Origin of the sequence: Paenibacillus shirakamiensis, from assembly GCF_017874255.1 — a bacterium.
Lineage (GTDB): Bacteria > Bacillota > Bacilli > Paenibacillales > Paenibacillaceae > Fontibacillus > Fontibacillus shirakamiensis.
In genome coordinates, this window is record NZ_JAGGLD010000004.1 from 159,951 (window position 1) to 172,372 (window position 12,422).

15 protein-coding genes are annotated in these 12,422 nt (G+C 44.7%); 10 read left to right on the plus strand and 5 right to left on the minus strand.

What is annotated here, in order from left to right; all coding sequences use genetic code 11:
- The first annotated feature begins 59 nt into the window (after window positions 1-59).
- On the plus strand, window positions 60-383 hold the full coding sequence (locus J2Z69_RS12645; RefSeq protein ID WP_209863059.1) for a YnfA family protein: 324 nt from the start codon (window positions 60-62) through the stop codon (window positions 381-383).
- A gap of 143 nt (window positions 384-526) precedes the next feature.
- On the opposite strand, the gene J2Z69_RS12650 is transcribed toward J2Z69_RS12645, so the two are convergent.
- From J2Z69_RS12650 to J2Z69_RS12665, 4 genes are all read right to left on the minus strand, one after another.
- Window positions 527-949 (minus strand): hypothetical protein, encoded by a 423-nt coding sequence (locus J2Z69_RS12650; RefSeq protein ID WP_209863062.1) that lies wholly within the window; start codon window positions 947-949, stop codon window positions 527-529.
- A gap of 146 nt (window positions 950-1,095) precedes the next feature.
- Entirely contained in the window at window positions 1,096-2,067 is a 972-nt protein-coding gene (locus J2Z69_RS12655; RefSeq protein ID WP_209863065.1) for a copper amine oxidase N-terminal domain-containing protein, read from the minus strand.
- A 488-nt stretch (window positions 2,068-2,555) separates the two neighbouring features.
- Window positions 2,556-3,467: a TPM domain-containing protein gene (locus J2Z69_RS12660; RefSeq protein ID WP_209863070.1), complete on the minus strand. Its 912-nt coding sequence runs from the start codon at window positions 3,465-3,467 to the stop codon at window positions 2,556-2,558.
- On the minus strand, window positions 3,464-4,114 hold the full coding sequence (locus J2Z69_RS12665; RefSeq protein ID WP_209863072.1) for a LemA family protein: 651 nt from the start codon (window positions 4,112-4,114) through the stop codon (window positions 3,464-3,466). Before J2Z69_RS12665 ends, J2Z69_RS12660 begins: the two co-directional genes overlap by 4 nt.
- 141 nt (window positions 4,115-4,255) lie before the next feature.
- Between J2Z69_RS12665 and J2Z69_RS12670 the strand changes: the two genes are divergently transcribed.
- Together J2Z69_RS12670 and J2Z69_RS12675 are read left to right on the plus strand one after the other, a co-directional pair.
- Window positions 4,256-5,215, plus strand: coding sequence for a phosphotransferase (locus J2Z69_RS12670; protein ID WP_209863075.1), 960 nt, complete (start codon window positions 4,256-4,258; stop codon window positions 5,213-5,215).
- 63 nt (window positions 5,216-5,278) lie between these two features.
- The gene (locus J2Z69_RS12675; RefSeq protein ID WP_209863078.1) at window positions 5,279-6,280 is read left to right on the plus strand and encodes a glycosyltransferase; all 1,002 of its coding nucleotides are present in this window, start codon (window positions 5,279-5,281) and stop codon (window positions 6,278-6,280) included.
- A gap of 426 nt (window positions 6,281-6,706) precedes the next feature.
- On the opposite strand, the gene J2Z69_RS12680 is transcribed toward J2Z69_RS12675, so the two are convergent.
- A complete protein-coding gene (locus J2Z69_RS12680) occupies window positions 6,707-6,859 on the minus strand; it encodes a hypothetical protein (protein WP_209863081.1) in 153 nt (50 codons plus the stop codon).
- A gap of 370 nt (window positions 6,860-7,229) precedes the next feature.
- On the opposite strand from J2Z69_RS12680, the gene J2Z69_RS12685 reads away from it, so the two are divergent.
- From J2Z69_RS12685 to J2Z69_RS12710, 7 genes are all read left to right on the plus strand, one after another.
- Complete coding sequence (locus J2Z69_RS12685) at window positions 7,230-7,691, plus strand: pyridoxamine 5'-phosphate oxidase family protein (protein WP_209863084.1); 462 nt, start codon at window positions 7,230-7,232, stop codon at window positions 7,689-7,691.
- 233 nt (window positions 7,692-7,924) lie between these two features.
- Complete coding sequence (locus tag J2Z69_RS19315) at window positions 7,925-8,059, plus strand: hypothetical protein (RefSeq protein ID WP_281069406.1); 135 nt, start codon at window positions 7,925-7,927, stop codon at window positions 8,057-8,059.
- Between the two features lie 57 nt (window positions 8,060-8,116).
- Window positions 8,117-8,935 carry a transporter substrate-binding domain-containing protein gene (locus tag J2Z69_RS12690; protein WP_209863088.1) on the plus strand — a complete coding sequence of 273 codons (819 nt, stop codon included), beginning with the start codon at window positions 8,117-8,119 and terminating at the stop codon, window positions 8,933-8,935.
- A 10-nt stretch (window positions 8,936-8,945) separates the two neighbouring features.
- A complete protein-coding gene (locus tag J2Z69_RS12695; RefSeq protein ID WP_209863091.1) occupies window positions 8,946-9,734 on the plus strand; it encodes an amino acid ABC transporter permease in 789 nt (262 codons plus the stop codon).
- The gene (locus J2Z69_RS12700) at window positions 9,707-10,417 is read left to right on the plus strand and encodes an amino acid ABC transporter permease (protein ID WP_209863576.1); all 711 of its coding nucleotides are present in this window, start codon (window positions 9,707-9,709) and stop codon (window positions 10,415-10,417) included. Before J2Z69_RS12695 ends, J2Z69_RS12700 begins: the two co-directional genes overlap by 28 nt.
- On the plus strand, window positions 10,414-11,166 hold the full coding sequence (locus tag J2Z69_RS12705) for an amino acid ABC transporter ATP-binding protein (RefSeq protein ID WP_209863093.1): 753 nt from the start codon (window positions 10,414-10,416) through the stop codon (window positions 11,164-11,166). The genes J2Z69_RS12700 and J2Z69_RS12705 overlap by 4 nt, the downstream gene beginning before the upstream one ends.
- 17 nt (window positions 11,167-11,183) lie before the next feature.
- On the plus strand, window positions 11,184-12,362 hold the full coding sequence (locus tag J2Z69_RS12710; RefSeq protein ID WP_209863096.1) for an amidohydrolase: 1,179 nt from the start codon (window positions 11,184-11,186) through the stop codon (window positions 12,360-12,362).
- Window positions 12,363-12,422: the final 60 nt, after the last annotated feature.

Sequence of the window (12,422 nt, forward strand, 5' to 3'; positions counted from 1 at the left end):
GAAAAAGGATGGAAATAAATCATGATCTATCCTAGGGAGGATAAAAAGGGGGCTAGGAATTGTCGATTCTTTTATTCATCTTGGCCGGGATTGCTGAGATTGGAGGAGGTTATCTTATCTGGCTTTCTCTCCGAGAGGGCAGGCCGCTTTGGTTCGGTGTAGTTGGCAGTATAATACTCATCATCTACGGAATCATTCCAACGTTACAGAAATTCCCCTCTTTTGGCCGGGTATATGCTGCCTATGGAGGTATCTTTGTTGTGATGGCTCTGTTCTGGTCTTGGCTAGTCGATAAAAAAACACCCGATGTCTATGACTGGCTAGGTGCGGCGATTTGTCTTGTGGGTGTCTCTGTCATTTTGTGGGCGCCAAGAAGTGGCTGAAGAATGGGCAAGTCGGAAGAGATGCATCAGGATTATCAATGGTGTACTGACATCCGATGAGACTGCGCCCGCATAAAAATACCCCCGCAAACGATATTTATCGTTTGCGGGGGTATTTGGCTTCTCACAGATGTAATCGGTGATTAATCTGAGAACAATACACCATCAAAGTTTTCAGGTCCAACACGGATAGTACCTAGCAAATTGGAAGATACAAAAGCGGTGTATACAAGTTGGGGTGTAATCGGCGGGATATAGTCATCCGCGGAAAAAGTAATAATCTGAGGGGCAAGCACACTCACATTAAATGTAGAAGTAGCTGAATAAATTACAGGATCTGTCGGTAGCGTTCCTCTCACGATAGTTACAGTAATCCCAACAAGTGCTAAGGGAACCTGCAATGAGATGGTCCCTTTGAACTGAACGCGAGGAGTTCCTCCTACATTAAATGTTGATAGACCAATTTGTCCAAAAAGCTGAGGGGTATTCACTGCAAGAATAGGGATGGCAATGGAGTTGGCTGTACTAGCATTTTGTGATGTTCTAGCATCTATGACTTGAGTCATATTAAATTCCACCTTTCATAGGATGTACGATAGAGTATGAATTAGGTTTAACAGATTCTTGGACACCCTCTAACTGTGCATCCTATAAAGGATAGAGAATTTAGCAAAAAACAAAATGCATTTCTTTTATCAAATGGTAGAGGAATCTAGGAAGCTGGTAGGATTAATGGAGCCAATCCTCCAATGCTAGAACCTTTATAAGCTCGTAAAGAATGATCTATAATCATCTTTTTCCCAGCTACTGCGGTATAGCCATAATGTGAACCCATGATCTTCACTAATTGAGCATCAAGGTTATCATTTTTATTGAAAGGCTGCTGAATCAGATTTTTCTTATTTGTGAGTTGCCCCATCCAAGTTGTGGTCACTTTATTGTCTTTAATTTGAAGTTGAATGATGAGGTTATATAAGGGCTTTGTTCCGAGCCAAGCCTTACTATAAGGTTCAACATCTCCACTTAAACCTCGATTGATGATGTGAAGAGTAAGCCGTGTTGGATCGCTAGGATCGAACCAAATATGATAGAGATCAAAGTCAGAGATGGGCTCCTTCAGTGCTGAATTCAGCGCCAGCAGCTGTCCCCAAGTGTGGAAAGATTCGCCGACTTTCTGATCAAGCTCGTCACGATTTCCATTCGGGTCCATGAGCTTGGTGAGTGATTGTTGCTGTTGAGCAATGAACGCATTAGTCAGAATCGACGCTTGTTTACTCCCTTCGAACCAACGAACCTGCGAATCTAACGTCTGCGAGACGAATCTTAGCGGTACATAAGTTCTTCCACTGCGCAGAACGGGGGGAGTGGATAGTTGTAGAGGGACCTTATTTTTGAAAGCTGTCTTTGAGCCAATCGTTAAGGTTAACACAGAAGCCCCATTCTTGACTGTAACTTGTTGCTTGGCTGCATTCCAATCATAGCTTAGTTGAAGAGCAGATAAGGAACGAAGCGGAATATATAAGGTGTTTTTGATAAGAAGAGTGGGCTGGGGAGATACAAAGGTATCATTAATAGATAGTGATATTGGTGTAGAAGCGGCTTGGCCATGAGCAGGTGCCGTAAATCCAAGAGATACAGAACTTATAAGCAGTAGCATGAGTACCAAAATCTTTGTATGTTTCAAAAAAGTCAGCTCCTTTGTTCTAAATTCAGGGTCGATTCCCTTGAGGAATCGCTAATTATTTAACCGGAGTAGGCCTATTAGTAAGAAAGAAGTGCCGAACTCCTTAGAGGAAGCTTCCCTCTCGCGCATGTCCCGTATTTCTACAGCTTCAGAGTCTCTGAATATGTCTCGCAACAAGATTCTCAACCGGTGCATTCACGAAAAAGGGAGTACCTCGATTGCGATCTGCATAGAACGAATTCCAATTGAAACGGGAGTTTCCTTGAGTAAGCTGTCTAACATTTGAAGAATGTCATCATGATGAAGAATGTTTACTGAATAGAGTTCACCTCCTGATATAGTATTATTTTACCATATTATGTAGAATTTTAGGGTATTTTGTATAGTATATGGATGTAATATGAGGGGGAAATATCACTAAAAAGCAGACCTCTCCATCGCTGAGAAGGTCTGCTTAGATAGTTACTTATGAAGTGAGAAATGCTGAATTAAAATCTTCGACCGGCACCGCCGCCTCCAGAGGAACCGCCACCCCCACCGTTAAATCCACCCCCACCGCCACCGCCACCACGACCGCCGCGTCCAAGTATGGACAATAGCGTCATCGTGATGAAACCGCGGAAGAAGATGAAATCGACGGCCATGAGGCCGATGATGATAATGACCCAGAAGATGGAGATCCCTCCGCCTTCATTTCCACTTTGGGAGGATCCGGGAGATGGAAGCACCACGGATTCCGGGTGAAGTTTGTCTTGTACTTTATATTCTGTAGCAACCTCATTATATAGAGTCTTATAGGTCTCTATAATCGCTTGATCCGGCTTGTTTTGCTGAAAATAAGGGATGGATACCTCATCTAGTATACGGCCTGCTTTGCCATCTGGGATGGCGCCTTCAAGGCCATATCCGACTTCAATGCGAAGCTGGCTCGCGCCCTGCTGGCTGCTTAGAGATACGACGAGGAGTACGCCGTTGTTGAGCTTGGCATCTCCAAGTTTGTATTGTCGTAAAGCACGGTTCGCATATTGTTCCACCGACTCTTCCCCAATTGTGGGTACGGTAAGCACCGCGACCTGTGCCTTAGTAGCGCCTTCTAGAGCCCGACCCAAGCGATTCAATTCATCTTTTTGTTCTTGATTCAATAGATGCTGAAAATCCTGAACATAGATATCTCCTTGAGGAGCGGGAATTTCGATAACGGCAGCCCATGCAGGGGCTGCCCAAGCGAATATGAACAGCAACGTAAAAAATGCAGACAGCAGGCTCCTTGGACAACCTTGCTTTAAGCGACGGCCAAGCAAGCCTGCAAAAGGAACCTCCTTGTGCTTTTCAGTGGCTGCTTGGAAATCCGAAGCTAGTGCTCGGTTTACCTGAGGAGAACTCAGGCGGTTACCGTTCATGCGCTCTTACCAGATGAAAGTAGAGTCAGCTTAGGATTGTTATTGAAGTTGAACGAAGTTGATTTATCCTCATCACTAAAGTCGACTTCTGGATTATTACGGGATTCCGTCGTAGTCTGGAAGTATTCTTTTTTGTCGAATCCAAGGATGCCAGCCATCAGACTGCCAGGAAAGCGGCGAATCATCTTGTTATAATTGGCTACTACAGTATTGTAATCTTTGCGTGATACCGCAATACGATTTTCAGTTCCAGCGAGTTCATCCATCAATTGCTTGAAATGAGCATCGGATTTGAGGGTTGGATAGTTCTCAACTACTACCAGCAATCGGCTCAAAGCGCCTTGCAATTGTTCATTGGCTTCCGCTTTCTCTTGATTCGTGCGTGCGCCACCTAGAGAAGCTCGTGCATCCGTTACAGATTTAATGACATCTTTCTCCTGCTTGGCAAATCCCTTTACCGTGTTAACCAGATTGGGAATGAGATCATACCGACGCTGTAAGTCGGTTTCAATGACACTGAATTTCTCATCAACCTCCGTCTCTGCATTAACGAACTTGTTATAGTTGCTGATCATAATAATTCCTAAGATGACGACGATCGCAACGACCGCAATAATGGGAATAAGACAACCTTTTCCTTTTGGCATTATGTAGTCCCCTTTTCGATTAATCTAGTGCATGTAGTTTGTTTGTACCCGAAGACAGCAAGTGAGAAACCACATTCCGGCAATGTACAAGAGAATCAAGCTCTGAGATAATAAGAAATGATCTGAAAAGGAGGTCATTTCTTGTACCCTCTAACGAAGTTGAATGACTCCCACAGGCACTTCCCGGGCCTGCCGATGCTCAAACGAGAAGTGCTTTATACAGGCATGAATGGGCAACAAGTTGAACGTATATACAGTACTCTGGACAAGTCTTACATTTACAAACCGCTGACTAATGATAGCCAGTCTGGCAGGGAGCGATGGATCTACCATCATATTCTTCCGTTACTGCCTGATATTTATCCAGCTTTAGTGGATGCAAGCTTTGAAAAAGAGGGACCAGATAGCTGGCTCCTTTTCGAGGATTTAGGTCCTTTACGTCACGTGTTTCGAATGGATACCGCTCGTGAAGTGCTTAAGCATATGGCTAGGTGGCATACATTTCCTCATCATCATTGGCCCGATGGACTCACCTTGCAGGGGCCTAAACCCTCCATTTTGCAGATGGCTGCCGAACTTTGTGCGCGTGCGGAAGACTTGTACAGAGTTACAGCTTGGGCAATTCCTGAAGAAGCCGAAAACATAGTTCAGTTCATTCGGGCTGTGGATGTGGACGAGACTTTTTTCCGGGATGCTGTAGTGCTTACGCATGGAGATCTACATTTAGGTAATTATAGTAAGGTGAGAGGGCGAACGATGATTCTGGACTGGGAACATGCTCACCTGAACCTGCCCTATTGGGATCTGTATCATGTTCTTGATGTATCACATCCGTTATACCCTAGACGCATCACCCCTTCCCAGCGTACAACCCTGCTTCATTACTATATGCATCAATCAGCACAGTATGGCGAGAAACTGGACAAGGAAATTTTTATGAGGAACTATCGTGTGTTTAGCTGTGTTTTTTCGCTTTGGATGTTGTTATTAGTAGAATCTGATTTGAGTAGTGGGCAGACCCCTTGGCCGCAGGACAAACTTTTGGTGCAACGCGAAGAAATTAAGGACAGTTTAAGGCACAATATTCGTCGATGGAGATAGCACGAGGAGCGGTAATGCAGCGCCAGGCGCGGATGCAATAGAGATCCGAAAGGCGGCTGGACGATGAAAAAAGTAGGATTAGTAATGAGGAAAATTCAATTTGCTGAGCGCCAAGGTCCAAAGGTATTCGCCGATCGCTTACAAGCGCTAGCCCGAGAATTAGGCGTGGATATTGTGTTTATCTCACCCGAACGGCATGTAAGTGAATTCGACTGGCTTCCTGGATATGAACATGAGAAGGGTGACCTCGTGAACTACGATGTCGTTCTTGATCAAATCTATAATAGACATATTGAGCATGTCATTTATACGGTTTCGGGATTTACCTTTCTTAATATGTTCCTTAAAAACAGTGTGCTTTTTCCGCATAGCTTTCCAGACCCTGCCTTGACAGGGTATGAGATGATGAAGCCTTTCTATACGATGGTGAATAAAGCTATTGTGCAGACTGAATTTTTGAAGAGAGAAATTAGCCGTAACTTTGGTGTCACAGATACCAAAGTTATCCCGATTGGATTCGATGAACGCTTGGCAGAGCGGTACTATGATCCTGAGCAGGTTGTACATAACCGTATATTGTGGATGGGCCGAGATGAGGAGAATCGTAGACCAGACATCGTGCTCGATTATGCCAGACATAATCCGGACAAGGAGGTCATTATGGTGTTCGGAGGCGAACGCTATAAACAAAGTATGAAGAAATACAGCATTCCAGATAACGTAAAGCTTAAGTTCGCACTTACCCAAGAGGAAGTATTCCAACTCATGAATTCCGCCAAAGTATACTGGAGCTGTTCTAAGTTTGATACCTTTGCAATGCCGCTAACGGAAGCGCTAGCGATGGGCAAAATTGTTGTAAAACCCGAGCACCCTTGTTACGATCATATTAGCGCACAGCATGCTTTTTCTGGTAATGAGCATAACTGGTTTGAACTTGTTAATATGGCAGCAGCCTCTCCCTTGAAGAGTTCATGTGAGAACCGTGCCTATGCATTTGAGAAATTCTCAAGTCAAGTTATGAAGCAGGGTTACGCAGATTTCTTCGATCAATGGCTTAGTAGTTAATTTAACCAGACTGCATCATGAAGTAATTCACTCCACGTTAGGACCACATCTTCTGAGACTATCATCTACGTACATCTAAGGTAAGATACTCCACGATAATTCACCACATCTAGGCTTTAACCGACGTTTAATGACTTCCTACTAAAGACTATCAGCTTTATGTTCACTGTATAATTTTTCAGTACAAGGATGTCGGGGCTATTCTCAATCGACATCCTTATTGCTATGCAACGTTCTTCTTCAACATCTACATCTACATCTACATCTAAATCTATATTTTACTAAAAAAATTTACTTAGAAAAGTTATTAAAAGCAATTACGAAAATAATGCCTTCCTCATGATGTAATAGGTGCACAAAAAAAGACACCTTGGCAGGTGTCTTGGAGCCGCAAAGCTTTAGAAAGAGAGCGGCGTGACGTATACATTAATCTTGTTGAGCATCATGATGCATATAGGACAGCTTGCGAATAATTTCTCTTTGCCATTTCTCATCTCCGAGTTGCACAGCGAGGTTGAGAAGATCCAAATATTCATCAATCTGTGGATGTATAGTTACATTTGGGGTAAGTGTTCTCATGCGCGTTACTCCTTTGAGTTCAAATATCAAGATCTAGTAGATAATGAGAATCATTATCATGAACTTTCTATCTTTATATTATGCATGATCCTGTTCAAATTGCAACAGTTAAACGAAGAAATTTCTCACAATTACATAATTATGATGAAGCAAAAAAGAGCGGTCCCATCGCCAAAGTAATAGGCCGATTCACTATGGATGTAGAGATACGGTAGAAGAGATAGGGCAGAATCCAAACACCTGTTGGTAGTGTTCGACACTCAGTTCTACATTCGCTACAATGACATATGGACATGCACTTTGTATGCTTATTTCCTCCAAGGGCTTTGAATTTTGGGCCATTCTTAAAAGTAAAGGAGATCCTTATACCATGAATACGTGCGAAATTGGAACCGAGCTACTGCATCTTTTAGATGGGCAAGACCTAGCTATGAAGCAGCATGATGCCTTGCTATTATTGACGGTAAATGAAGAGGGCTGGCCTCATACAGCTATGATTAGCGTGGGTGAAATTGTAGCACTCAATGCAACAACGCTTCGTATAGGGGTATGGCCAGGTACAGAGACTAGTCGAAACATGGTCCGGACTGGACAAGCTACGTTGGTTGCCATAGTGCAGGATCTAGCCTATTATACCCGGCTCACTCTCCAGAATTTAGCAAGTCTAGAGCCTACGGAAAATCTACGTCAACGCTTTGAAGCGCGGGTGGTCTGGACAAGAGAAGATAAGGCTCCCTATGCGGATATTGTGAGTGGAATTTCCTTTGAATTGCATAATCCAGTAGAAGTCCTCGCCCGTTGGGAAAGGACCGTACAAGATTTATTGAAGTAAAGCAGCGATGTCGATTGGTGCTACATCCAAAAGATCATGTACATATAAGCTCATTCGAGAGGTTCCTCGGATGGGCTTTATTTTTATCTATATGATAATAGAAAAACCCTATTACTGAAGCCATTGACGACTGTCTAGTCTCCCGTGTAAAGTAAGGTTCAACATAATACCTAATTAAACAACTAGGAATTATAAGAATATTAGCAGGAAGACAACTCAACAGGGGGTTTGTGATGAATGAGTTCTATCGGTTAGGCTCTATCGTAGTCCCCATGGATGAGCGCGAAGAATATGAACGATTTCATGAAATCGTTCATGACAGGTGGAGACATCACTATCGTTCTCCTAAGAAAGGTGGTACATCCTGAACGATATGAACACTACAAACAGGGTCAAGCCAAATCACAACCATCGGAGGTCAGTTCATGAAAAAAGTTGGGGTATTTTGGGTGACGATCAGTATGTTGATGACGATGCTCTCTGGATGCGGAGCCGAGAAAGAAGCTGCGGCTGTCGATGCCAAGACAGGTTCGAACATAGCAGTACGGAAAATTATTGTGGGAACCGGCACACAGTTTCCGAACGTTTGTTTTTTAGATGATAAAGGTAAGCTTACGGGCTTTGATGTGGAGCTCGTTCGGGAGCTGGATAAGCGACTGCCTGAGTACGAATTTGAATTCAAAACGATGGAATTCTCCAGCCTTCTGCTGAGTTTGGGAACGAAGAAGATCGATTTTATTGCTCATCAGATGGAGAAAAATCCGGAGCGCGAAGAGAAATTCCTATTTACCAAAGAACCTTATAGTATCTTCTTAAATAAAGTAGTCGTTCCTAAGCGCAACACGGATATTAACTCCATTGACGATTTAAAAGGCAAAAAAGTGATTACGTCAGCTACTAGTAACGAGGCGTATATCTTGCAGCAATATAATAAGAAAAACAACAGTGCGATTGATATCGTCTACTCCAGCGGAGCATCCAATGATACGACCAACCAAATTTTGAACGGGCGTGTAGCGGCTACTATCAGCACTTCTTTTGCACTGAAGTTCCTACCGAATGGAGATCAATTGAAGACGGTAGGCGATGCTTTAACCCATTCAGATGTACTGTTCGTGCTTCGCAAAGATGAGCAGGAAGTGGCAGATAAGCTCGATCAAGCTATTAAAAGCGTGAAGGACGACGGTACACTAGCCAAGCTCAGCATCCAGTGGCTGGGCGAAGATTTCACCAAGACGAAGTAAAGATACGAGTATGAATACTTCCTTTCAATTATCTTACGTATTCGACTTTCTGTTCAAGCTGCTGGGCTATGTGCAGATTACCCTTTTCATTGTGGCAAGCTCAATTGTACTGGGGCTAGTGGTGGGTCTAGTCCTTGCCCTGCCTCGAATGTATCAAGTGCCTCTTTTAAAGCAGTTGTCTGCCGTCTTCGTCTCATTTTTCAGGGGAACGCCAGTATTGATCCAACTCTTTTTAATCTATTTTGGTGTGCCGGAACTGCTGAAAGTGGTGAATATCGATGTGACGAAGGCCCCTGTTTTACTTTTTGTAATTCTGACCTATACGCTGAATAGCGGAGCTTTCTTAAGTGAAATTATCCGAGGAGCTGTAGCTGCGGTAGATCGGGGCCAAGTCGAGGCGGCTTATGCCGTAGGCATGAGTAAATATCAGGCATTTGTAAGAATTATGTTGCCACAAGCCCTGTCGGTATCTATACCTATTTTTGCAAATAAAGTGCTGGCTAATCTTAAAGAGACTTCTCTAGCCTTTACCCTTGGACTTATGGATATTAACGGAAAAGCACAAAGTCTAGGATCCCTGACTAATCATTTTGTAGAAAGTTATATTGCCTTATCAGCACTGTACTTTGTCATGGCCATCTTAATAGAGCAGTTGTTCTTATGGTGGGAGCGGCGGATGCACCGGCATGAACAAGGATATATCTCTCCATTACAAGAGCTAAAGTTTTCTCATACAGCTCGACGTCTTCGTGATCAGAAGGAGGATGCTTTATTCAACTCGACCCAAGGTTTATCTTAACGGCCTTTCTGTCTTTGTTTCAGGCCCTTCCTATGACCCTATTGATTACTGCCGTGTCACTTATAGGAGGCTTTATCATTGGAATGATTGTGGCGCTTGTCCGCATCTATCGTGTTCCATTTCTTCGTGGGCTAGGGGCAGCCTATGTAACGGTCATTCGAGGGACGCCGATGCTGATGCATCTGTTCCTCATTTATTTCGGACTGCCTGTAGCGATCGATAGTTTCTGCGGCTTTGTGGGCATTCATTTCAGTTCCACTTCGATTCCCATTCTGTATTTTGTATTCATTGCTTTCTCAATAACGGCGGGGGCTTATAGCGGCGAGGTCATCCGCTCAGGCATTCTGGCTGTGGACCGAGGTCAAGTGGAAGCTGCACATTCTGTTGGCATGTCTAGTGTCCAGACGTTTCGCCGGATCATTCTTCCTCAGGCGCTCTCGGTTAGTCTCCTGAATATCTCAAGTGAGGTGATTGGGATGCTGCATGGTTCCACGCTGGCTTATACCGTATCGATTCGAGAGATTAATGCGCAGGCTAATATCGTGGCGTCTAGCAATTGGAAGTTCTTTGAAGCGTATATCGCAGCGGCACTCCTATTCTGGGGAATAACCTTGTTAATCGAACGGGTCACGGCTTTTCTAGAAAAGAAAATGAATACGTACAATCGAGGCGGGGTAGCATGATTACAATTCAGAGTTTGACGAAGTCTTTTGGTAAGCAGGAGGTCCTCAAGAGCATCGATCTGCAAGTACAGAAGGGAGAAGTTGTGGTTATTCTAGGGCCAAGCGGTTCGGGCAAAACCACGCTACTTCGTTGTCTGAACTTTTTAGAGAGACCTGATGGCGGTAAGGTATCCATTGGCGACTTACAGGTGAACTGCAAGAAGCCAAGTAAACAGGAAATTTACGACCTAAGAAAGAAGACAGCCATGGTATTTCAGCATTATAATCTATTCAAGCACAAAACGGTTCTGGAGAATGTGATGGAAGGTCTAGTCATCGTGCAGAAGCAAAGTAAGCTTAAAGCTCGTGAGAAGAGTGTTCAGGTGCTTGAAAAAGTAGGCTTAGCTGAAAAGCTGAATGCTTATCCAAGCCAGCTCTCTGGGGGGCAGCAGCAGCGAGTGGGCATAGCTCGGGCGTTGGCCTTGGAACCCGAGGTTATTTTGTTTGATGAACCGACCTCGGCCCTAGACCCCGAGCTTGTAGGTGAGGTCCTCTCCGTGATTCGTAAGATTGCGAAAGAAGGCATTACGATGATTGTGGTGACTCATGAGATGAATTTTGCGATGGATGTCTCGAATCATGTGATCTTCATGGATGGGGGAGTGATTGTGGAGGAGGGCACGCCCACAGAAATCTTCCGTACACCAAAAGAGGAACGAACTCGGCAGTTCCTGAAGCGGATTACACCAGAGCTTACGTATGACATTTAGACAGGAGGCATCTGTATATGACTACTCATTCTATACTCTCACCCAAAGCTTACGCATTGACGGACCAACTTATTGCGATTAGGCGTCAGTTACATCAGCACCCCGAAGTATCTCATGAAGAGATTCAGACTACGGCATCTATTCGAGGGTGGCTCGGGCAAGCGAACATTCGCATACTAGATGTCCCACTAGCAACAGGTGTAATTGCAGAGGTCGGAGGCCAGCGCGGCGGGCCCATCATTGCCCTTCGGGCAGATATCGATGCTCTGCCCATTCATGAGGAGACAGAGTTCGAATTCTCATCCCAAATAGCGGGTACCATGCACGCCTGCGGCCATGATTACCATACGGCTTCCTTATTGGGGGCCGCTTTCCTGCTTAAAGAACAGGAGGAGGAACTTCAGGGAACTGTTCGGTTCATATTTCAGCCTGCTGAAGAGAAGGCTGAAGGGGCCGAACTCGTTATTCAGAGCGGTGCATTAGAAGGGGTTCAGGCCATCTTCGGCTTGCATAACAAGCCGGACTTGCCTGTGGGAACTATCGGCATCCGATCCGGTCCGCTGATGGCCGGTGCGGACGGCTTCGTGATCGAAGTAGAAGGAACCGGAACCCATGCAGCTGTTCCGCAAAGTGGAAATGATCCGATTGTTGCTGCCTCGCATATCATTACAGCGTTGCAGTCTATTGTTAGTCGAAATGTGAACTCGCTTCAGAGTGCCGTCGTTAGCGTGACTCGTTTTCACAGCGGGACCGCCTGGAATATCATTCCGGATAAAGCGGTATTAGATGGTACAATTCGTACGTTCGAGGAAACGGTACGGGAGAAGGTCCTCGCCCGATTCGAAGAAATTGTGCAAGGCGTATCTTCTGCATTCGGGACTCAAGCGGAGCTTCGATGGCTTCAAGGTCCGCCGCCTGTTCATAATGATGCGTTGCTGGAACCGCTGGTGCGAGAAGCTGCGCAGCTTGCGGGACTTACGGTCGTCTTACCAGACCCCACCTCTGCTGGGGAGGATTTTGCATTTTATCAGAAGCAAATTCCTGGTTTTTTTGTCTTCATGGGGACATCGGGATCGCACGAATGGCATCATCCTTCTTTTGATTTGAACGAAGACGCTTTAGCGCCAAGCGCTTCTTATTTTGCAGCGCTTGCGGAGCTTGCATTGAACTCTTTTTCTGACAATATCTCAGACTAAATAGCAGATTATATTGCTAGATCTACAAAAAGTATAGGTGTTAATGCAAACGAGCCGAAA